The organism is Cupriavidus sp. C1SS-2L (assembly GCF_057073735.1).
Genome location: NZ_CP172708.1, coordinates 2194912 through 2216023, shown reverse-complemented (window position 1 = coordinate 2216023; position 21112 = coordinate 2194912). Strand labels below are relative to the sequence as shown.

Here is a 21112-nt window from a genome sequence, read left to right as displayed (position 1 = left end):
CGCGATGAACATCGAACTACGTTTCTTTGCCAGCGTGCGCGAACAACTGGGCGTTGCCGGGGAGCGCGCCGAAGTCCCGGGCGACGTGCGCACGGTAGGCGAGCTTCGCCAATGGCTGCGTGCGCGCGGTGGCGCGTGGGCGGAAGCGCTGGCGGAAGGCCGTGCGCTGCGCATGGCCGTTGACCACGCCGTGGCACGCGCTGATACGGCGATCACCGAAGGCTGCGAGGTGGCCTTCTTCCCACCGGTCACCGGAGGCTGACATGAGCGTCAGGGTACAGAGGGAGGATTTCGACCTCGGCGCCGAAGTCGCGGCGCTACGGAGCGGCCGTCCGGCCGTGGGCGCGGTGGCAAGCTTCATCGGCACGGTACGCGATATCAGCGAGGGTAGCGCCGTCAGCGCGATGGAGCTCGAGCACTATCCCGGCATGACCGAGAAGGCGCTCGCCCGCATCGAAGCCGCTGCCTGCGCGCGCTGGGAGCTACTGGGCGTGACGATTATCCACCGCGTCGGGCCGCTGCTGCCGCTGGACCAGATCGTACTGGTGGCGGTCGCCTCCGCGCATCGCGGCAATGCGTTTGCGGCGTGCGAATTCATCATGGACTACCTCAAGTCCGAAGCGCCGTTCTGGAAGAAGGAAGAGACGCCGGAAGGTGCGCGCTGGGTCGACGCCCGCGTGACCGACGAGGCGGCCCTGAAGCGTTGGGGGATTCCGTCCTTCAACGCGAGCGGCACTGAAGCCGACAGCGACGGCGAGGCCTGATGGGGCCGCTCGGATTCGTTGCGGTCGGCATCGGCGCTGCGGTCGGCGCGTGGCTGCGCTGGGGGTTATCGGTCATGTGGAACGCCCTGAACCCGGCCTTGCCGTACGGCACGCTGGCCGCCAACCTGCTCGGCGGATACCTGATCGGGCTAGCCGTGGGCTTTTTCGATACTCATCCCGGGTTACCGCCGGAATGGCGGCTGCTGGCCATCACGGGCTTCCTCGGCGGCCTGACGACGTTCTCCACCTTTTCCAGCGAAGCGCTGGCCAACCTGATATCAGGTGACTACGGCTGGGCCTTGCTGCATCTGCTCAGCCACCTTGGCGGCTCGTTGCTGTTCGCCGCGCTGGGCCTCTGGACGTACCGCCTGCTGGCCTGAAGGCCGTATCGGCAGCCGCGCCCGTCGGCTCGCTCGCGCGGCGTGATACGGGAAAGCCATGAATTGACATCGGCCGCCGAGGCCTCATACGATGAAACATGAATCAGTCATCATGTTTCGCAGGGCCGCTCCGGGCAGAGGAGGCCGGACGGCGGGCAGGGCGCGGGACACAGCTTGCACACACAGAGGGCGCCCGAGCGTCACAGTGGAGACACGATGTCCCAGACCGACTCCGGCAGGACTGAATCCGCCAGGACTGAATCCGGCATCTGCCCGCCCAAGACCCCGCGCGGGCAGAAAACCCGCGAGTCCCTGCTGCGTGCCGCCGAGAAGGTGTTCGGCGAGAAAGGCTACTACGTCGCATCGATTTCCGAGATCACGCAGGAAGCCAAGGTGGCCATGGGCACCTTCTACCTGTACTTCAAGGACAAGGAAGATGTCTTCCGCGCGCTGGTCCAGCACATGCTCGAGCTGCTGCGCACCCACCTGCGCAAGCACGTGGCGCCGGCCACCAGCCAGATCGAGGCCGAACGGCTGGGCCTGAAGGCGTTCCTGTCCTTCGTTTCCCGACACAAGAACCTCTACCGGATCGTGCTCGATTCGTATTCGGTGGACGAGACCATCTACAGCGGCTACTTCCAGGTCTTTGCCGATCTCTACAGCCGGCGCCTGAGCCGTGCGGCAGAGCAGGGCGAGTTCCGACCCGGCGACGCCGAGGTGCGCGCCTGGTGCCTGATCGGCATCAGCAATTTCCTGGGTATGCGCTATGCGCTGTGGAAACGGCCGGCATCGATGGAGAAGGTGGTCGATGCCGCGTTCGACATGATCACGCACGGGCTGCAAGCGCGGTGATGGCTGGCGGCGGCCGAGATACCGAAGCGACAAGAAAAAGAGGAGACAACCATGCAACGCAGAACGATCGCCATACATGCCCTGGCGCTGGCCGCCGGCTTGCTCGCCAGTGCGGGCGTGCTTGCCAAGGACATCCGCATTGCCCACGTCTACGACAAGACCGGCGCGCTGGAAGCCTATGCCAAGCAGACCCAGACTGGACTCATGATGGGCCTGGAGTACGCCACGAACGGCACCATGACCGTCAACGGCAACAAGCTCGTGGTGATCGAGAAGGACACCCAGGGCAAGCCCGATGTGGCGAAGGCCCAGCTCGCGGCTGCCTACAGCGATGACCGCGCCGATATCGCGCTGGGGCCGACGTCGTCCGGCACCGCGCTGGCCATGCTGCCCGTGGCGGAGGAATACAAGAAGATCCTGCTGGTCGAGCCCGCCGTCGCCGATTCCATTACTGGGGATAAGTGGAACCGCTACATCTTCCGCACCGGTCGCAACTCGTCGCAGGATGCCATCTCCAACGCGGTGGCACTGGACAAGCCCGGCGTGCAGATCGCCACGCTGGCGCAGGACTACGCCTTCGGCCGTGATGGCGTGAAGGCGTTCAAGGGCGCGCTGAAGAACGCGAAGATTGTCCATGAGGAATACCTGCCGACCAACACCACCGACTTCACCGCCGGTGCGCAGCGGCTGTTCGATTCGCTCAAGGACAAGCCCGGCCGCAAGGTGATCTTCATCATCTGGGCCGGTGCGGGCAACCCGTTCAAGATCGCGGACCTCGACCCGAAACGCTACGGCATCGAGATTGCCTCGGGCGGCAACATCCTGCCGGCCATGACCAGCTACAAGAATTTCCCGGGCATGGAAGGCGCGACGTACTACTACTTCGGCATTCCGAAGAACAAGGCCAACGAATGGCTGGTGTCGAACCACTACAGCAAGTTCAAGTCGCCGCCTGATTTCTTTACGGCTGGCGGCATGTCGGCCGGCATCGCGCTGGTGGAAGCGCTGAAGAAGACGGGCGGCGACACCAACACCGAAAAGCTGATCTCGACGATGGAAGGCATGGCGTTCGAAACGCCCAAGGGCCGGATGGTCTTCCGCAAGGAAGACCACCAGGCGATGCAGTCCATGTACCACTTCAAGATCAAGGTAGACCCGGCGTTCGCCTGGGGCGTGCCCGAGTTGGTCCGCGAGATCAAGCCCGAAGAAATGAACGTACCGATCCGCAACCGGCGCTGACGGACGTGGCGGCCACTGCGGCAACGCCGCCGATGCTGGAAACGCGCGATCTGACCATCCGCTTCGGCGGCCATGTGGCCGTCAATGCGGTGTCGTGCGCGTTCCGGCCCGGCGAGCTGACGTGTATCGTGGGTCCCAACGGCGCGGGCAAGACGACCTACTTCAACCTGATCTCGGGACAGCTGCCTGCCATGGCAGGGCAGATCCTGCTGGACGGGGAGGACGTGACTCGCCTGCCGGTCTCGCTCAAGGCGCGCCGCGGCATCGGGCGCGCGTTCCAGCTGACCAGCCTGTTCCCGAACCTGCCGGTGCTGGAAAACGTGCGCCTGGCCGTGCAGGCGCGCCAGCAGCGCGGCATCGACCTGCTGTCGATGTGGACCAGCCACCGCGGCGTGCGCGCGCAGGCGGAGGCTTGCCTGGAACGCGTGGCGCTGGCCGACAAGCGGCACCTGCCGGTGGCCGCGCTGCCGCATGGCGACCAGCGCAAGCTCGAGGTTGGCATCTTGCTGGCGCTGCAGCCGCGTATCTTCATGTTCGACGAGCCGACGGCCGGCATGAGCGTGGACGAGGTGCCGGTGATCCTGGATCTGATCCGCGAAATCCGGCAGGACCGCAGCAAGACCGTGCTGCTCGTCGAACATAAGATGGACGTGGTGCGCTCGCTGGCCGACCGCATCATCGTGCTGCACAACGGCACGCTGATGGCGGACGGCGACCCGGCGGAGGTGATTGCGTCGCCGATCGTGCAGCAGGCGTATCTGGGCGTGGCCGAAACCGGCATGGAGGCAAGCCATGCGTGAACAACATGACCACGCCAGCGCAAGCCCGATCCTGCGTCTGCGCGATGTGCAGACCCATATCGGCCCGTATCACATCCTGCATGGCGTGAGCTTCGACGTGCCGCGCGGCGGTGTGACCATGCTGCTGGGGCGCAACGGCGCGGGCAAGACCACGACGCTGCGCACGATCATGGGCCTGTGGCGCGCCAGTGCGGGCACGGTGGCGTTTGATGGTGGCGACATCACCGGACACGGCACGCCGGCCATCGCGCAGGCTGGCATTGCTTACGTGCCCGAGAACATGGGCGTGTTTTCCGATCTGACAGTGGCCGAGAACATGAGGCTGGCCGCGCGTAGCGGCGCCATCGACGAGCGGCGGCTGGACTGGGTCTTCCGCATGTTCCCAGCGCTAAAGACGTTCTGGCACCAGCGCGCCGGGGTCCTGTCGGGCGGCCAGAAGCAGATGCTGTCGGTGGCACGCGCCATCATCGAACCGCGCAAGCTGCTGATTGTTGATGAACCGACCAAGGGACTGGCGCCGGCCATCATCCAGAACATGATCGCCGTGTTCCGCGAACTGAAGCAGACCGAGGTGTCGATCCTGCTGGTCGAGCAGAATTTCCATATGGCAAAGTCGGTGGGCGATACGGTGGCCGTGATGGATGACGGGCGTATCGTGCACACCGGCACGATGGCGGCGCTGGCGCAGGATGAAACGCTGCAGCAGCGCCTGCTTGGGTTGTCGCTGGCAGCGCACCAGTAAGGACGCACGCAGTTCGAGGATTTGCTGGCCTTTCCCGCACGCGCGGGAAGCGAGTACACGATCAGCAGGACGAGACACATGACAACTTCAACCACGTTGCCCTCGGCAGGCGCGGCATCGCTGCCGAAAGTCCGGCGTGACTGGACGCCGCTGGCCCTGGTGCCGCTGCTGATGCTGCTGGCATTCCCGCTCGTGGGCAGCGGTTCGACCTGGCTGACGCTGACCATTGCCGGACTGGCCATGGGCATGATCATCTTCGTGGTCTCGTCGGGCCTGACGCTCGTGTTCGGCCTGATGGACGTGCTCAATTTCGGCCATGGCGCCTTCATTGCGCTGGGCGCCTATGTGGCGGCATCGGTGCTGTTGCCGCTGTCGGGCTGGGTCCAGGCCGACAGCCTCGCGCTGAACCTCGCGGTGTTCGCGCTGGCGGTGTTCGCCGCCATGGCGGCGGCCGGGGCGGTGGGGCTGTTCTTCGAGCGCGTGGTGGTGCGCCCGGTCTACGGCCAGCACCTGAAGCAGATCCTGATCACCATGGGCGGCATGATCGTGGCCGAGCAGTTGATCAAGGCCATCTGGGGGCCGGAAACCATCGCACTCGAGGTGCCAGCGGCGTTCCGCGGCGCGGTGCTGCTCGGCGATGCCGCGATCGAGAAGTACCGGCTAGTCGCCATGGTACTCGGGCTGGTGGTCTTCATCGCCATGCTGCTGCTGCTCAACCGCACGCGTATCGGCCTGCTGATCCGGGCCGGTGTGGAAAACCGCGAGATGGTGGAAGCGCTGGGCTATCGCGTGCGGCGCCTGTTCATCGGCGTGTTCGTGGCCGGGGCCGCGCTGGCGGGCATGGGCGGCGTGCTGTGGGGCCTGTACCAGCAGAACATCACGGCGGCGATCGGCGCGCAGGTCAATGTGCTGATCTTCATCGTCATTATCATCGGCGGACTGGGCTCCACCACCGGTTGCTTTGTCGGCGCTGTGCTGGTGGGGCTGATGGCTAACTACACAGGCTTCCTGTTCCCCAAGGTGGCTCTGTTCTCGAACATCCTGCTGATGATGCTGATCCTGCTGTGGCGGCCGCAAGGGCTGTTTGCGGCGGCCAGGCGCTGAGAGGAGACGCGACATGATCCGACTGCTTTCGGGCGACCTGCCGCGCAGCCGCTTGCTGGGCGCGATGCTGGTGCTGATCGTGCTGGCCCTGGCCTGTGCGCCGTTCGTGTTTCCGGGCGCCCGCGCGCTCAACATGGCGGCCAAGATCTGCATCTTCGTGGTGCTGGTGGGCAGCTATGACCTGCTGCTTGGCTATACCGGCATCGTGTCGTTTGCCCACACCATGTTCTTCGGCATCGGCGGCTACGGCGTGGCGATTGCCATGTCGCGCATGGAGCCGGGGTGGGGCGCGCTGCTGGCGGGAACCGTGGCGGCGCTGGCGGTGTCGGCCGTGCTGGCGTTCCTGATCGGCCTGTTCTCGCTGCGCGTGCGGGCCATCTTCTTTGCCATGATCACGCTGGCCGTGGCCACGGCCTTTGCCACGCTGATCTCGCAGCTGTCAGAATGGACCGGCGGCGAGGACGGCCTGACCTTCAAGGTGCCGGAGGCCTTGCGCCCCGGCTTTTCGCTTGGGGACGCCGAATGGTTCGGCGCGCCGCTCAATGGCAAGCTGCTGAGCTACTACCTGGTCTTTGCCGGCGCCGTGCTGCTGTTCCTGCTGTTGCTGCGCATCGTCAACTCGCCGTTCGGCCGGGTATTGCAGGCCATCCGCGAGAACGATTTCCGCGCCGAGGCGATCGGCTACCGGACCGTGGTCTACCGCACAGTCTCCACGGTACTGTCTGCCATATTCGCGACCATGGCTGGTGTATTGATGGCGATCTGGCTGCGGTACAACGGGCCGGACACCTCGCTGTCGTTCGAGATCATGGTCGATATCCTGCTGATTGTCGTGATCGGCGGCATGGGCACGCTCTATGGCGCGGTCATCGGCACGACGTTGTTCCTGCTGGCGCAGACCTACCTGCAGGACGTGATGAAGCTCGCGAGCGATGCTACGGCGTCCGTGCCCTTACTTGCCGGACTGTTGCACCCGGACCGCTGGCTGCTGTGGCTGGGGCTGCTGTTCGTCCTCAGCGTCTATTATTTTCCGCAGGGCGTGGTGGGACGGCTGCGCGGCGCCGCTTTGTCGCGCGATGCCTCATCCTGAACCGGCGCACGGAGATGGTATGCCAAGTATGTGATTGACTGGCTGCACCGGAACGCCCGGCACTAAAGCACAAGCTGCGCACGCGGTTTTCGGGTCACGGACAAGCGGTGTGAGACCAGGCAGTTTGCAGTTCGAAAGTCTTACCGGCAGGAGCGGAACGTCAGCAAACCTCGGCAAAACAGGAGGCGTCCCATGCACCATGACAACTTTCGTCGCCTTGGCAACGCAGCATTCGCGGCAGCGGCGGCACTGCTGGCCGTTGCCTGCGGGGGCGGCGACAGCAGCGACGGCAACACCAACCCGAACATCAAGCCGGCCAACATTGGCACGGTGACGATCCAGGCCTACGATGGCGCGACCGATGACCTGCTGACGGCCGGGCTCGGCAAGGACGGGTTGGCGAGCGCCACGGCGCCTGTCCCCGCGAGCCCGAACAGCCCGACCGCGGCCGAGTTGCGCCGCTATGCGATCTACACCAACTACCGCGCCATCGTGGACACCACGGCCGGCGGCGGCTTTGGCTCGCTCTACGGGCCCAATGTGGATGCGCAGGGCAATGTCACCACCGGGCAGGGCAAGATCGCTGGTGTGGAGTATCTGGCCTTCTCCGACGATGGCAGCGGGCAGGAAAACGTGACCATGCTGGTCCAGATCCCGAACACGTTCAACCAGAGCAAGCCGTGCATGATTACCGCGACGTCTTCCGGCTCGCGTGGCGTGTATGGCGCCATTGCCGTGGGCGAGTGGGGACTCAAGCGCGGCTGCGCGGTGGCCTATACCGACAAGGGCACCGGCGCCGCGCCGCACGATCTCGACACCGACACCGTGCCGCTGATCGACGGCACGCGCACGACGCGTAGCGCAGCCGGTACCAACGCCCAGTTCGCCGCGAGACCCGGCATCCTGTCGCTCGCTGATTTCACGGCGCAGGTGCCGCATCGCCTGGCTTTCAAGCACGCGCATTCCCAGCGAAACCCCGAAAAGGACTGGGGCAAGTTCACGCTGCAGGCGATCGAGTTCGGCATCTGGGCCATCAATGACCGCTTCGGCACAGTCGCCTCCAACGGCGTGCGCCAGCGCACGCTGGCCAAGAGCAAGATCGTCGTGATTGCGTCGAGCGTATCCAATGGCGGCGGCGCGGCGGTTGCCGCGGCCGAGCAGGATACCGATGGGCTGATTGATGGTGTGGCCGTGGCCGAGCCCAACCTGAACCTGCCGCCGAATGCCAGCATCCTCGTCAAGCGTGGCAGCAAGCCGGTCAATGCGTCGGGTCGTTTGCTGTACGACTACATCACCACGGCCAACTTGCTGCAGCTATGCGCATCCCAGGCGACCGCGCTGGTCAATGCCCCGGCGTTTGCCACCAACCAGTTCTATATCTCCCGCTGCCAGACACTTGTGGACAACAAGTTGATTTCCGGCACGACGGTGAGTGACCAGGCGGCGAGTGCACTCGACCAGCTACATCTGGCTGGCTGGGAGCCGGAATCGGATGCACTCCATCCGTCGTTGTCGCTATTCGATACGGCGGCCTCGATTGCCGTGACCTACGCCAATTCGTACGCCAGGGCCAGCGTGACCGACCGGCTGTGCGGCTACAGTTTCGCCGCCACGCTGGCTGACTTCAAGCCGGCGGCGATCGCGCCGTCCGTGCTGGCATCGATGTTCGCTACCGGTAACGGCGTACCGCCGACCAGTACCGTACAACTGATCAATGACCGGGATCTGCAGCATGGGCCGTTCATGAACGGCCAGTCGGTGTCGGCTTCCAATAACCGGGCCGATGCCAACTTCGACGGGGCCAAGTGCCTGCGCGACCTGCTGACTGGCACCGATTCGCAGGCGCAGGCGCTGCAGTCGGGCGTGTCGCAGATTCAGCGCTCGGGCAACCTGCACGGCAAGCCAGCGCTGATCGTGCACGGCCGCAGCGACGGCCTGCTGCCCGTGAATCACACCTCGCGGCCGTATCTCGGATTCAACCGGCAGCAGGAAGGTGCGGCCAGCAAGCTGTCGTATATCGAAGTCGAGAACGCCCAGCATTTCGATGCTTTCATTGGGGCCGTGTCGGGGTACAGCAACCGTTACGTGCCGCTGCACCTGTACCTGATCCGTGCGCTCGATGCCGTCTATGACAACCTCACGACCGGCAAGGCGCTGCCGCCGTCGCAGGTAGTGCGCACCATTCCGCGTGGCGGCGCCACCAATACGACGACCGCGCCGACGCTGCTGCCGGTCAACGTGCCACCGATCTCGGCAAGTCCGGATGCTGCCAATCAGATCGCGGCCAGCACTGGCTCTGTCGATGTGCCTGATTGATGCGTGCCGGTGTCCGTACCGCAATGCGACTGCGAGGTCGGTGCGGCCGGTGACTTGCACGTCATCTGGCGACGTTCCCGGTGTAGTGGAGGGAAAGGCTCATTCCGGGGCGGAATCCTCTCTGGAAACAAGGGAAGACTTACGCTAGACAGCGACGTCCCGTGCCGCTCGTTTGGCGTATCGCATCCCGCACTCGCAGACATTTCAAGATTGCTCCGGCGTGGCCTTGAAATGTCAAGTCAAAGCCTTATCTTTCGGAAAGACATCCAGTGTCCGGCGGGGCGAGCTTCCTAGCATCAGGACACTCACTGAGAGAGGGAATCCTATGCGTCTTGACAAACTGACTACCCGGTTCCAGGAAGCGCTGGCTGATGCGCAAAGCCTGGCACTGGCCAATGACAACCAATACATCGAACCGCAGCACCTGCTGCGTGCGCTGATTGCGCAGAACGACGGCGCAGCCAAGGCGCTGCTGCAGCGCGCCGGCGTCAACGTGAACGGCTTGCAGACCGCGCTGGACGCGGCCATCAAGCGTCTGCCGCAAGTGCAGGGCACCAGCGAGGTCCAGGTGGGCCGCGATCTGGTCAATCTGCTTAACGCCGCCGAGAAAGAATCCATCAAGCGCGGCGACCAGTTCATCGCCAGCGAGCTGTTCCTGCTTGCCGTGTCGGAAGACAAAGGCGAGGCCGGGCGCATTGCGCGCGAGAACGGGCTGAACCGCAAGCCATTGGAAGCGGCCATCCAGGCCGTGCGCGGCGGCGATGCCGTCAATAGCGCCGACGCCGAAACGCAGCGTGAGGCGCTCAAGAAGTACACCATCGACCTGACCGAGCGCGCTCGAATGGGCAAGCTCGACCCGGTGATCGGCCGCGACGACGAGATTCGACGTGCGATCCAGATCCTGCAGCGCCGCACCAAGAACAACCCGGTGCTGATCGGCGAGCCGGGCGTGGGCAAGACCGCGATCGTCGAAGGCCTCGCGCAGCGCATCGTCAACGGCGAAGTGCCCGAAAGCCTGAAGAACAAGCGCGTGCTGGTGCTCGACATGGCCGGCCTGCTGGCTGGCGCCAAGTACCGCGGCGAGTTCGAGGAACGCCTGAAGGCCGTGCTGAACGATGTGGCCAAGGATGAAGGCCAGACCATCGTCTTTATCGACGAGATCCACACCATGGTCGGCGCCGGCAAGGCTGAAGGCGCGATCGACGCGGGCAACATGCTCAAGCCGGCGCTGGCGCGCGGCGAGCTGCACTGCATCGGCGCGACCACGCTGGACGAGTACCGCAAGTACATCGAAAAGGACGCCGCGCTCGAGCGCCGTTTCCAGAAAGTGCTGGTCGATGAGCCGAGCGTGGAGGCGACCATCGCCATCCTGCGCGGCTTGCAGGAAAAGTATGAGCTGCACCATGGCGTTGAAATCACCGACCCGGCCATCGTCGCTGCGGCGGAGCTGTCGCATCGCTATATCACCGACCGCTTCCTGCCCGACAAGGCCATCGACCTGATCGACGAGGCGGCTGCGCGCATCAAGATGGAAATCGACTCCAAGCCGGAGGCGATGGACAAGCTCGAGCGCCGCACCATCCAGCTCAAGATCGAACGCGAGGCGGTCAAGAAAGAGACCGACGAAGCGTCGCTCAAGCGCCTGGACCTGATCGAGCAGGAGATCACGCGCCTGGAAAAGGAGTATGCGGATCTCGACGAGATCTGGAAGGCCGAAAAGGGCGCCGCTCAGGGTACGGCTGCGCTGAAGGAAGAGATCGAGAAGGTCAAGCTGGAGATCGCCAAGCTGCAGCGCGAAGGCAAGCTCGACAAGGTGGCGGAACTGCAGTACGGCAAGCTGCCGGGCCTGGAGGGCAAACTCAAGGCTGCGACCGACGCCGAAGCGAGCGAGCAGAAGCAGCCCAACAAGCTGTTGCGCACGCAAGTCGGTGCCGAGGAAATCGCCGAAGTGGTGAGCCGCGCGACGGGCATCCCGGTATCGAAGATGATGCAGGGCGAGCGCGAGAAGCTGCTCAAGATGGAAGACCGACTGCACAACCGCGTGGTGGGCCAGGACGAAGCCGTGCGGCTGGTGTCCGATGCCATCCGCCGTTCGCGTGCGGGCCTCGCGGACGAGAACAAGCCGTATGGCTCGTTCCTGTTCCTGGGACCGACCGGTGTCGGCAAGACCGAACTGTGCAAGGCCCTGGCCGAGTTCCTGTTCGATTCGGAAGAGCACCTGATCCGCATCGACATGAGCGAGTTCATGGAGAAGCACAGCGTGAGCCGCCTGATCGGCGCGCCGCCGGGATATGTCGGCTATGAAGAGGGTGGTTACCTGACCGAAGCCGTGCGCCGCAAGCCGTACAGCGTGGTGCTGCTCGACGAAGTCGAGAAGGCACACCCGGACGTTTTCAACGTGCTGCTGCAGGTGCTGGACGATGGCCGCCTGACCGATGGCCAGGGACGTACGGTGGACTTCAAGAACACCGTGATCGTGATGACGTCCAACCTCGGTTCGCAGATCATCCAGTCGATGGTGGGCGAGCCGCAGGAAGCGGTGAAGGGCGCGGTATGGCAGGAGGTGCGCACGCATTTCCGGCCCGAGTTCCTGAACCGGATCGACGAAGTCGTGGTGTTCCACGCACTCGACCAGAAGAACATCGAGTCGATCGCGCGCATCCAGCTGCAACGCCTGCAGGGTCGCCTGGCCCGCATGGACATGACGCTGGAGGTCAGCGAACTGGCGCTGGAGAAGATCGCGAGCGCGGGTTACGACCCGGTGTTCGGGGCCCGTCCGCTCAAGCGGGCGATCCAGCAGCAGATCGAAAACCCGGTGGCACGTGCCATCCTGGAAGGAAAGTTTGCTGCGAAGGATGTGGTGCCGGTGGACTATGCCGATGGGGCGTTTGTGATCGGTGGAGTTGCCCAGTAAGCGCGAAGCCTGACAGCAATGTCGCCTTCATGTGCTTGCCAAAAACCCGCCGCAGCGATGCGGCGGGTTTTTTGTTGTCCCGGGCTTACCAGTTGAACCGCACGCCAAGCTTGCCGTCCCAGGCCTGCCGCGTGCCATCGAATCCGCGCTGGTATCCGGCACTGGCGTAGGCGAACAGGTTGCGCCGGAACTCTGCGCTGAAACCGGCCTTGAGTTCGCTCCAGCCGCCCGACAGATCTGCCTGGAACGGGATGAACCCCGATGCAGTGGAAAACGCCGTGCGCGGATCGCCAAGAAATTCATACCACGCCGATACACGTGCCCACACGGTGAACTGGCGCGGCTGGACAGCTTCGTCGTCTTGCCATGTTCTGGCGATTCGTGCGCCGACACGGCCCGCCAGCGAGCGGACGTTGTCGAAGTGCACGGTGGCGCCCGCATCCGACGAGTCGTCGAGCTTCACCCACTGGTACAGCAGTTGCGATTGCGGTTCCAGCACCCAGCCCTGGCCCAAGGCAAACGGATAGCCTGCTTCGATGGATGAGGCAAGCCCGACGCCATGGGTGGTCAGTTCGGGCAGGCCGCGGTTCGAGCTTGCGCGCACGTTGTACCAGGTGCCCTGAATCACGCCGTCCAAGTACCAGTCCTGCAGGCCGTAGTGGGTCCAGTAGCTGCCGACCGTGTAGCCGTCGAAGCGGTTGGTGCCGGCACGCACGCCGGTGAAGTGATCGACATCCATGCCCGCGTAGCCGATGGCGCCATAGACGCCGGCGTGGTCGCGGCGTCCGTCGTCATGCGTGTGGCGCAGCAGGTCTGCGCCGATTTGCATGCCGGCGAAGCGATAGTCGTAGCTCGGTGTCTTGCCGTAGATGCCACGCTGGCCGCCATCGCGATTGCCCTGCATGCCGATGACGCGGCCCCAGCCAGCGCTGGGCACCGGCTCGCCTGAAAGGTCGCTGCGGTTGCGCAGCACGGCCTGCTCGCCCATGCGTTCATGCAGCGTGTCCATCAGCGAGCGGCCGTACTGAAGCGCCAGCGGTGCGATGGCGGTATAGAGCGAGACTTCAGGCCGGTAGTTGGGAATCGGCGGTACAGGACCAGGAGGTGCGGGCGATGGCTTCGGCGCAGGGCAGGGCGGGGACGGCGCTCCCGCGCCCGAACAGTCGAGTGTCGAGCGCAGGTACCAGCTCTGCGGCGCGCTCGCGTCGGTGCTGCCGCGCTGCAGCGTGTACTCGTACGGGCCTGCGACCACGGGGCCGGCCAGCGCAAAGGCATGCGGTTCACTGGCGTGGGCGTCGATGACGAGTATGCCGTTGCCGGTCGTGGTGGCGCCGGGGCCACCGGCATTGCGTATGCGCAGCGCCGTGGTGCCGGATGCCATGTCTGCGACCTGCAGGCGATCGGACGGTGATTCGTCGATGCCCAGTCGGGTATTGAGCGTCAGATTGCCGGACTGGCCGGTGTAGCTACGCGTGGCGAGCAGGTGAAAGCCATCACCGAAGACGATGGCCCCGCTGTTGGTCAGCGTGCTGACGGTGCTGTCGGCAGTGACGGTCCACTGGCTTTGCTGTACGCCAAGCGTGCGTGCGCCGGTGACGGCCCCTGTCAGCACTGTTCTGTTGGTCAACGTGACATCTGCAATGTTGCCGCCGGAGGCATCGGCAACGATGTCACCGTTCAGCGTGGCGCGGTCGGCTGCCAGGGTGAGTCGTGCCGCCTGGCCGTTCATCGACATGACTTCGGCCACGCGTCCTGTGCCGGCGCGCAGGATGGCCCCGTTCCGCACGGTCAGATCCATATCGCTGCCCGCTACCTGGGCGGCTGATTGCGCCGTATCGACAAGGCCGCCGTCGATCAGCACGGTAACAGGTGCATTGGCGTCGGCAGCATGGCTGTAGAGGCCAGCGCCGCTGCCGGTGCTGCGTAGGGTCACGTTGTACAGGTCGAGCCGTGCGCCGTTGGCGAGCTCGGCCCCATGGGCCTGCTGACCCGACGTGTTGACTGTCACATTGCGCGCGACCATGCTGGCGCCCTCATGGACGGCCAATCCGTGGCTGCCTGGGCCAGTCGTGGTGATGGTGCTATCGGCCAGCGTGATGGCGCCGTGCTGCGTCGCGAGCGCGCCAAGGGCGGATGGGCCTTCGGTGCGGACCTGCGCGTTCTGCGCCGTCAGGCTGGAGCCATCGGCGTACACATACAGGCCATGGCTGCCGCGGCCCGCTGTCGTAATGGCACTGTTGCCACGCAGGTTCAGCACGCCGCCGTTGCGAGCGATGGCGGCCGGGGCGTCGGCGCCGTTGGTGCGGATCGTGAAGTTGCCAGCGCCGTTCACGCCGAGAATTCCGCGTGAACCCGCATCGGTCGCAAACAGGCCCGGCGCCGAATCGCCGCGCGTGGTGATGGTGGTGGTGCCTTCCAGGTCGATGACGCCGCCGCCCTGAATCGCCGCGCCTGCCGCGCGCGCGCCGCTGGTCGTGAGGTCAGAGTCCGTCAGCCGGATGGCGCCGCCGAAGTCTTCGAACGCCGCGTGCGATTGCTCGCCCGAGGTCACGATCGTGGCTTGCGCGGTGATGTATTGCGAGCCGAAGCTCTGCACGCCGTAGGAATTCTTGCCGCTTGTCATCACGGAATTGCCGGGCACGGTGAGCGTGATCTTGCCTTGGCTTTGCGCGAAGATGCCCGTTGCGTCGTTGCCGGCGGTGAACAGCTTGAGCGGGCCGGTGGCCGTCACGATGCCGCCGTCTTGCGCAGTCACCGCAGCCTGGTAATCGCCCCGGCCGGTATCGATGGTGCCACCGGCAAGCGTCAGCTCGCACGCATTGGCAACGGCCTTGCCGCCTTGCCATGGCGAACATTCGGCCGCTTCGGCCTCGGGGACTCCGGGCATGGCACCGAAGATAAGCAACGCCAGGGAAGATCTCGCGAGCATAAGCGGGCGCGCCGGGCGGCACGTTATGAAAACCGAAAGGGACACTAACGGCAGCAAAGGGCGTACGCAATTGCAGTTTTTTGAGCGCCCGATAAAGTGTTTTGCGATGCAGCAAAGTACTGAACGGTTTGTGATGCGGGCGGCGCAACCCGGCGCGGCGAACCGAAAAATCCATGCGTCCCGACGCAATGAGCCCGGCTTGACCTTGATCAATCCGGAATCGAGGCTGTCCCGATACCATTGGTTCTGTCATGGAGATGCGGGGGCGCTCTTCATGACTTGTCTACCCGTTTCCGAATGGAAACTTGGCCCGCACCGGTCATACGGTGCGGGCGTTTTCTTTTGGGCGTCCGCTTTTGGTGTCCGATTGACCACCAGAGCCACCCTGCGTCACCCATGCACCGGCATGTGCATATTTCCGCGCGATCTTATGCGGAAAACACGCAAGGATCGGCGAAACCATTCGTTCCGTTCAGATAGGCCCCTCGGTAGTCTTGCTCCTGACATAAGCCCGACCACACATTGCGGGCAAGCCAATGAGGCGCCTCCGGCGCCAGTCACGAGACCTGACGGGAGCAACAAGATGATCCGCAAGCTGGCCATTGGCCTGGCCGCATTTGCCGCTATCGGCGCCGCGCAGACGGCGACGGCAACCAATCTGCTGAACGTTTCGTATGATCCGACGCGCGAACTGTACGTGGACGTGAACGCCGCGTTTGCCAAGGCCTGGAAGGCGCAGGGCGGCGATACCGTGACAGTACGCCAGTCGCACGGCGGCTCGGGCAAGCAGGCCCGCTCCGTGATTGACGGCCTTGATGCCGATGTGGTTACGCTGGCGCTCGGCTACGACATCGACGCGATTGCCGAGAAAGGCCTGATCAAGCCAGACTGGCAGAAGCGCTTGCCGCACAACGCCTCGCCGTACACCTCGACCATCGTGTTCCTGGTGCGCAAAGGTAACCCGAAAGGCATCAAGGACTGGAACGACCTGGTGAAGCCAGGCGTGCAGGTCATCACGCCCAATCCCAAGACTTCGGGCGGCGCGCGCTGGAACTACCTGGCCGCATGGGGCTATGCGCAGCGACAGCCGGGCGGCAATGACGCCAAGGCGCGCGAATTTGTTGGCGAACTGCTCAAGCACGTGCCCGTGCTCGATTCCGGCGCGCGCGGCGCGACCACGACCTTTGTCGAGCGCGGCCTTGGCGACGTGCTGATCGCATGGGAAAACGAAGCGATCCTGGCGATCAAGGAACTCGGTCCGGACAAGTTTGACATCGTCGCGCCGTCGGTCTCGATCCTGGCCGAGCCGCCCGTCGCGGTGGTCGACAAGGTGGTCGACAAGAAGGGCACGCGCAAGGTGGCCGAAGCCTACCTGCAGTTCCTGTACACCGATGAAGGCCAGGAAATCGCTGCCAAGAACTACTACCGTCCGATTTCAGCGAAGGTGGCCGCCAAGTACGCGGCAAACTTCCCGAAGGTGAAGCTGTTCACCATCGATGAAGCTTTCGGCGGCTGGCAGAAGGCGCAGAAGACCCACTTTGCCGATGGCGGTTCGTTCGACCAGATCTACCAGCCCGGCAAGAAGCAATAGTCATCCAGAAGACGGACGGGCCGGCCCCAAGGTTTCGGGCGACCGGCACCGTCCCGCCAACCAGAAGAAGGAAGCCCCGATGTCGATCCTTACGCTGTCCTGCAGTCCCTCGGGGCTATCGCCCTCTGCTTCGCTGCCCCGGCGCTCCACGCAGGCCGCGGCGACACAGCGATGTCCCGCCTGAGCTGATTCGTAGTCCCGCCGGCGAACCGTACTGACGTACCGACACCGGGCCGGCGCCTCCACCGCAATCACGTTGTCATGCCGCCTGCAGAGCAGGCCGGCAGGGCGGATTGCGGACCGCATTCGGCCACAACCATCCATGCAGACAGATTGCCGGACCAGCGCCGGCTGAGGAAGCCATCCATGACATCGTCCAGCTTGTCGCCGGTTGCCGGCGAATCGATCCATTCCCGCCATCCGCAAATCGGCAGCCAGCGCCGCCGCCGCATTCTGGCCGCCGCGCTAGTGCTGGCGACCGGCCTGGCCTACGGCGTGTTGCCCGGCCGCGCCGAGGCGCAATCGACGAACGTCGATCCGAAGGTGCTGCGCATCGGCTACCAGAAGTACGGCACGCTGACGCTGCTGAAAGCGCGCGGCACCTTGGAGAAGCGCCTGGCGCCGCAGGGCATCACGGTCAAGTGGACGGAATTCCCGGCCGGGCCGCAACTGCTGGAAGGCCTCAACGTGGGCGCGATCGACTTCGGCACGGTCGGCGAAGCGCCGCCGATCTTCGCGCAGGCCGCCGGCGCGCAACTCGCGTATATCGGCAACGAGCCGCCGGCGCCCACTGCCGAGGCCATCGTCGTGCCGAAGGACTCGGCCATCAAGAGCGTCGCCGACCTGCGCGGCAAGCGCGTGGCGCTGAACAAGGGCTCGAACGTGCATTACCTGCTTGTGCGCCAGCTCGAGAAGGCCGGCATTCCCTTCAGCGACATCCAGCCGGTCTACCTGCCACCAGCAGACGCGCGTGCCGCATTCGAACGCGGCGCGGTCGATGCGTGGGTGATCTGGGACCCGTTCCTGGCCGCCGCGGAAAAGCAGCTCGGCGCGCGCGTGGTGGCCGATGGACGCGGCGCCGACGGCAAGAACGTGGTCAGCAATCACCAGTTTTATCTCGCGTCGCGTCCCTATGCGCAAGCCAGGCCCGAGATCGTCAAGCTGCTGCTCGATGAACTCGCGTCGCTCGGCGCGTGGGCAGAGAAGAACCCGAAGGACGCGTCGGCCGTGCTGACCGGCGAACTCGGACTCGACCCCGCCGTGCTCGACCTGGCCGTCTCGCGCTTTTCGTATGGCGCGCGGCCGGTGAGTGCTGACGTGCTGGCTGAGCAGCAACGCATTGCCGACGTCTTTCACTCGCTCAAGCTGATCCCGAAGCCGATCAAGGTCTCGGACGCAAGCTGGCAGCAGGCGCGGCGCTGACGCAAATCCTGCTGGACGACCACAACGATAACGAGGTACCGCATGCAAGTATTCTGGTTTATCCCGACCCACGGCGACAGCCGCTACCTGGGTACGTCCGAAGGCGCGCGCGAGGTTGGCATCGACTACCTGAAACAGGTAGCCGTTGCCGCCGACACGCTGGGCTACGAGGGCGTGCTGATTCCGACGGGACGTTCGTGCGAAGACCCGTGGGTGGTGGCATCGGCGCTCGCTGCCGTGACGCAGAAGCTGCGCTTCCTCGTGGCCGTACGCCCGGGGCTGATGACGCCGACGCTGGCCGCGCGCATGGCCGCGACGTTCGACCGCATTTCAGGCGGACGGCTGCTGGTCAACCTGGTGACGGGTGGCGATGTGGCCGAACTCGAGGGCGATGGCCTGTTTCTCGACCACGCCGCACGCTACGAAGCGTCGTCCGAGTTCATCCGCATCTGGCGCGACGTGCTCGCGGCCAGCCATGACAGCGGCGAGATCAGCTTCAAAGGGCGCCACCTGAGGGTGAAGGGCGCGCGCGTGCTGTACCCGCCGTTGCAACGCCCCCATCCGCCGGTGTACTTCGGCGGTTCTTCTGCCGCTGCACACGAGCTGGCGGGCGAGCAGGTCGATACCTACCTGACCTGGGGCGAGCCGCCGGCCGATGTCGCGCTGAAGCTGGCCGACGTGCGCAAGCATGCCGAGCGCCACGGCCGCACGGTGAAGTTCGGCATCCGCCTGCACGTGATCGTGCGCGAGACCGAGGCCGCTGCCTGGGCCGCGGCGGACGATCTCATCAGCCGCCTCGACGACGAGACCGTGGCGCGCGCGCAGGCCGTGTTTGCCAAGATGGATTCCGAAGGCCAGCGCCGCATGGCTGCATTGCACGCCGGTGGCAACAAGCGCACGCGCGAGGCGCTGGAAATCAGTCCCAACCTTTGGGCTGGCGTAGGCCTCGTACGTGGGGGCGCAGGCACGGCGCTGGTGGGCAATCCCCATCAGGTCGCGGAGCGCATCCGCGAATACGCCGAGCTGGGCATCGATACCTTCGTACTGTCCGGCTATCCGCATCTCGAAGAAGCGTACCGCTTCGCGGAACTGGTGTTCCCGCTGCTGCCGCTTGCCGTACGCAACAAGCTGCCCGGGCAGGTCCTGTCGGGTCCATTCGGGGAAGTCATGGCGACCGGCATCGTGCCGCGCGCGTCGCAGAGCTGAGGAGGCCGCCATGTCCGCTGTTTGGATTGGGTCGCCGCGCCGTGACTGGCGAATCGTGGCGCGCACGCTCGCGCCGTGGGTCGTGCCTGCGCTACTGCTCGTTGCCTGGCAGGCTGCATCGCAGCACGGCTGGCTGTCGACGCGCGTACTGCCGGCGCCGCTCGCCGTGGTGAAGGCCGGCTGGGAACTGGCCCGTTCGGGCGAACTATGGACGCACGTCTGGGTCAGCACGTGGCGCGCCGTTGTGGGCCTCGCCGTAGGCGGAGGCCTTGGCCTGTTGCTCGGGTTGCTGACCGGTACGTTCCGCACCGCGGCCACGTTGCTCGACAGCACGCTGCAGATGGTCCGCAACATTCCGACGCTTGCGCTGATTCCGCTTGTGATCCTGTGGTTCGGCATCGATGAGACCGCCAAGCTGTTCCTGGTCGCGCTGGGCGTGTTTTTCCCGGTGTACCTGAACACGTTCCACGGCATCCGTGCCGTCGATCCGGGTCTGATCGAGATGGCGCGCAGCTACGGGCTGTCGGGCTGGCGCCTGTACCGCGAGGTGATCCTGCCCGGCGCGCTGCCGAATATCCTCGTTGGGGTGCGTTTTTCGCTGGGCCTGATGTGGGTGATCCTGATCGTTGCGGAGACCATATCGGCGCAATCGGGCATCGGCTACATGACCATGAACGCGCGCGAGTTCCTGCAGACCGATGTGGTGCTCGTGGGCATCCTACTCTATGCGCTGCTTGGCAAGCTGGCCGATGTGCTGTCTCGCGGGCTCGAACGAATCTGGCTGCGCTGGCATCCCGGCTATCAGGCTGCATAAGGAGAACGCGACATGCAAAGCAATCCCGTGGAACAGGCCGCGCTCGCTTATGCCGGTACGCGTCTGAAGCAGACGGATGCGCCGCTCAGTGCCGAAACGCAGCCTGGTGGTGTCGCGCTGCACGTGCAGCAGGTCATCAAGCGCTATGACGGGCGTGAGGTGCTGCACCGTATCGAACTCACAGCGGCACCGGGAGAATTCGTCGCCATCGTGGGCCGCAGCGGCTGCGGCAAGAGCACCTTGCTACGGCTGGTGGCAGGGCTCGAATGCGCGGACGAAGGCGCCATCACGCTCGACGCACAACCGGCACGTACGCTGCAGCAGGACATCCGCGTGATGTTCCAGGACTCGCGCCTGCTGCCGTGGAAAGGCGTGCTGGAGAACGTAGCGCTGGGCCTGCCGCGCGAACGCCGCGAAGAGGCCGCAGCGGTGCTCGCGCAGGTTGGCCTCAGAGATCGCGCGGATGCGTGGCCGGCGCGGCTCTCCGGCGGGCAGCGCCAGCGCGTGGCACTGGCGCGCGCGCTGGTGCACCACCCGCGCCTGCTGCTGCTCGACGAACCGCTCGGTGCGCTGGATGCGCTCACGCGCATCGAGATGCAAGGGCTGATCGAATCGCTGTGGCGACGCTTAGGCTTTACCGCGCTGCTCGTGACGCACGACGTGTCCGAGGCCGTGGCACTGGCCGACCGCATCGTGCTGATCGAAGACGGCCACATTGCGATGGATGAGCGCGTGGCGCTTCCACGGCCCCGGCAACATGGCTCGGCCGCGTTCGCGCAGATTGAGGAACGGGTGCTGCGGCGGGTCATGCAGCACACGCCGGATGCGGAGGGCGTTTCGCAATCAGAGCCGGAAGCCACCGCGGACTGGTCGCTCGTGCGCACGGTGGAGTCGGTGCGCTTCGCGGTGTAACGCATTCGGAACCCGCGCATCGTCATTACACAATCTT

17 protein-coding genes are annotated in these 21112 nt (G+C 65.0%); 16 read left to right on the top strand and 1 reads right to left on the bottom strand.

The features are described from left to right. The first annotated feature begins 4 nt into the window (after window positions 1-4). The 11 genes from moaD (at window position 5) to clpB (ending at window position 12201) form a co-directional block, all read left to right on the top strand. Window positions 5-262 carry a molybdopterin converting factor subunit 1 gene (moaD, locus tag ACIGJG_RS10260; protein ID WP_011298152.1) on the top strand — a complete coding sequence of 86 codons (258 nt, stop codon included), beginning with the start codon at window positions 5-7 and terminating at the stop codon, window positions 260-262. A 1-nt stretch (window position 263) separates the two neighbouring features. After that, window positions 264-764, top strand: coding sequence for a molybdopterin synthase catalytic subunit MoaE (moaE, locus tag ACIGJG_RS10255; RefSeq protein ID WP_011298151.1), 501 nt, complete (start codon window positions 264-266; stop codon window positions 762-764). Further along, window positions 764-1144 carry a fluoride efflux transporter CrcB gene (gene crcB / locus ACIGJG_RS10250; protein ID WP_011298150.1) on the top strand — a complete coding sequence of 127 codons (381 nt, stop codon included), beginning with the start codon at window positions 764-766 and terminating at the stop codon, window positions 1142-1144. The genes moaE and crcB overlap by 1 nt, the downstream gene beginning before the upstream one ends. A 216-nt stretch (window positions 1145-1360) precedes the next feature. Then, window positions 1361-1996 (top strand): TetR/AcrR family transcriptional regulator, encoded by a 636-nt coding sequence (locus ACIGJG_RS10245; RefSeq protein WP_011298149.1) that lies wholly within the window; start codon window positions 1361-1363, stop codon window positions 1994-1996. A gap of 51 nt (window positions 1997-2047) precedes the next feature. Continuing rightward, window positions 2048-3235, top strand: coding sequence for a substrate-binding domain-containing protein (locus ACIGJG_RS10240; protein WP_011298148.1), 1188 nt, complete (start codon window positions 2048-2050; stop codon window positions 3233-3235). Window positions 3236-3267: 32 nt separating this feature from the next. After that, window positions 3268-4035 (top strand): ABC transporter ATP-binding protein, encoded by a 768-nt coding sequence (locus tag ACIGJG_RS10235; protein ID WP_011298147.1) that lies wholly within the window; start codon window positions 3268-3270, stop codon window positions 4033-4035. Continuing rightward, on the top strand, window positions 4028-4777 hold the full coding sequence (locus ACIGJG_RS10230; protein ID WP_011298146.1) for an ABC transporter ATP-binding protein: 750 nt from the start codon (window positions 4028-4030) through the stop codon (window positions 4775-4777). The genes ACIGJG_RS10235 and ACIGJG_RS10230 overlap by 8 nt, the downstream gene beginning before the upstream one ends. A 78-nt stretch (window positions 4778-4855) precedes the next feature. After that, window positions 4856-5881, top strand: coding sequence for a branched-chain amino acid ABC transporter permease (locus ACIGJG_RS10225; RefSeq protein ID WP_140950865.1), 1026 nt, complete (start codon window positions 4856-4858; stop codon window positions 5879-5881). Window positions 5882-5894: 13 nt separating this feature from the next. Beyond that, entirely contained in the window at window positions 5895-6971 is a 1077-nt protein-coding gene (locus ACIGJG_RS10220; protein WP_483672299.1) for a branched-chain amino acid ABC transporter permease, read from the top strand. A 192-nt stretch (window positions 6972-7163) separates the two neighbouring features. Further along, window positions 7164-9287, top strand: coding sequence for a D-(-)-3-hydroxybutyrate oligomer hydrolase (locus ACIGJG_RS10215; protein ID WP_011298143.1), 2124 nt, complete (start codon window positions 7164-7166; stop codon window positions 9285-9287). A 325-nt stretch (window positions 9288-9612) separates the two neighbouring features. Beyond that, window positions 9613-12201, top strand: coding sequence for an ATP-dependent chaperone ClpB (clpB, locus tag ACIGJG_RS10210; protein WP_011298142.1), 2589 nt, complete (start codon window positions 9613-9615; stop codon window positions 12199-12201). Window positions 12202-12286: 85 nt separating this feature from the next. Here the strand turns inward: clpB and ACIGJG_RS10205 are convergent, their stop codons facing one another. Further along, complete coding sequence (locus ACIGJG_RS10205; RefSeq protein ID WP_483672298.1) at window positions 12287-15088, bottom strand: autotransporter family protein; 2802 nt, start codon at window positions 15086-15088, stop codon at window positions 12287-12289. Between the two features lie 625 nt (window positions 15089-15713). On the opposite strand from ACIGJG_RS10205, the gene ACIGJG_RS10200 reads away from it, so the two are divergent. From ACIGJG_RS10200 to ACIGJG_RS10180, 5 genes are all read left to right on the top strand, one after another. After that, on the top strand, window positions 15714-16721 hold the full coding sequence (locus tag ACIGJG_RS10200; protein WP_011298140.1) for a sulfate ABC transporter substrate-binding protein: 1008 nt from the start codon (window positions 15714-15716) through the stop codon (window positions 16719-16721). A gap of 366 nt (window positions 16722-17087) precedes the next feature. Next, entirely contained in the window at window positions 17088-18143 is a 1056-nt protein-coding gene (locus ACIGJG_RS10195; protein WP_483672297.1) for a sulfonate ABC transporter substrate-binding protein, read from the top strand. Between the two features lie 42 nt (window positions 18144-18185). Next, window positions 18186-19349, top strand: coding sequence for an FMNH2-dependent alkanesulfonate monooxygenase (gene ssuD, locus ACIGJG_RS10190; protein WP_140949691.1), 1164 nt, complete (start codon window positions 18186-18188; stop codon window positions 19347-19349). Between the two features lie 10 nt (window positions 19350-19359). Further along, window positions 19360-20163, top strand: coding sequence for an aliphatic sulfonate ABC transporter permease SsuC (gene ssuC, locus ACIGJG_RS10185; protein WP_011298137.1), 804 nt, complete (start codon window positions 19360-19362; stop codon window positions 20161-20163). A 12-nt stretch (window positions 20164-20175) separates the two neighbouring features. Beyond that, a complete protein-coding gene (locus ACIGJG_RS10180) occupies window positions 20176-21075 on the top strand; it encodes an ATP-binding cassette domain-containing protein (protein WP_483672296.1) in 900 nt (299 codons plus the stop codon). The last annotated feature ends 37 nt before the right edge of the window (window positions 21076-21112 follow it).

What these genes read in the sequence shown, in the direction of transcription:
- moaD (WP_011298152.1), top strand. Translation starts at nt 5, where the DNA reads ATGAACATCGAACTACGTTTCTTTGCCAGCGTGCGCGAACAACTGGGC.
- moaE (WP_011298151.1), top strand. Translation starts at nt 264, where the DNA reads ATGAGCGTCAGGGTACAGAGGGAGGATTTCGACCTCGGCGCCGAAGTC.
- crcB (WP_011298150.1), top strand. Translation starts at nt 764, where the DNA reads ATGGGGCCGCTCGGATTCGTTGCGGTCGGCATCGGCGCTGCGGTCGGC.
- ACIGJG_RS10245 (WP_011298149.1), top strand. Translation starts at nt 1,361, where the DNA reads ATGTCCCAGACCGACTCCGGCAGGACTGAATCCGCCAGGACTGAATCC.
- ACIGJG_RS10240 (WP_011298148.1), top strand. Translation starts at nt 2,048, where the DNA reads ATGCAACGCAGAACGATCGCCATACATGCCCTGGCGCTGGCCGCCGGC.
- ACIGJG_RS10235 (WP_011298147.1), top strand. Translation starts at nt 3,268, where the DNA reads ATGCTGGAAACGCGCGATCTGACCATCCGCTTCGGCGGCCATGTGGCC.
- ACIGJG_RS10230 (WP_011298146.1), top strand. Translation starts at nt 4,028, where the DNA reads ATGCGTGAACAACATGACCACGCCAGCGCAAGCCCGATCCTGCGTCTG.
- ACIGJG_RS10225 (WP_140950865.1), top strand. Translation starts at nt 4,856, where the DNA reads ATGACAACTTCAACCACGTTGCCCTCGGCAGGCGCGGCATCGCTGCCG.
- ACIGJG_RS10220 (WP_483672299.1), top strand. Translation starts at nt 5,895, where the DNA reads ATGATCCGACTGCTTTCGGGCGACCTGCCGCGCAGCCGCTTGCTGGGC.
- ACIGJG_RS10215 (WP_011298143.1), top strand. Translation starts at nt 7,164, where the DNA reads ATGCACCATGACAACTTTCGTCGCCTTGGCAACGCAGCATTCGCGGCA.
- clpB (WP_011298142.1), top strand. Translation starts at nt 9,613, where the DNA reads ATGCGTCTTGACAAACTGACTACCCGGTTCCAGGAAGCGCTGGCTGAT.
- ACIGJG_RS10205 (WP_483672298.1), bottom strand. Translation starts at nt 15,088, where the DNA reads ATGCCCGGAGTCCCCGAGGCCGAAGCGGCCGAATGTTCGCCATGGCAA.
- ACIGJG_RS10200 (WP_011298140.1), top strand. Translation starts at nt 15,714, where the DNA reads ATGATCCGCAAGCTGGCCATTGGCCTGGCCGCATTTGCCGCTATCGGC.
- ACIGJG_RS10195 (WP_483672297.1), top strand. Translation starts at nt 17,088, where the DNA reads ATGACATCGTCCAGCTTGTCGCCGGTTGCCGGCGAATCGATCCATTCC.
- ssuD (WP_140949691.1), top strand. Translation starts at nt 18,186, where the DNA reads ATGCAAGTATTCTGGTTTATCCCGACCCACGGCGACAGCCGCTACCTG.
- ssuC (WP_011298137.1), top strand. Translation starts at nt 19,360, where the DNA reads ATGTCCGCTGTTTGGATTGGGTCGCCGCGCCGTGACTGGCGAATCGTG.
- ACIGJG_RS10180 (WP_483672296.1), top strand. Translation starts at nt 20,176, where the DNA reads ATGCAAAGCAATCCCGTGGAACAGGCCGCGCTCGCTTATGCCGGTACG.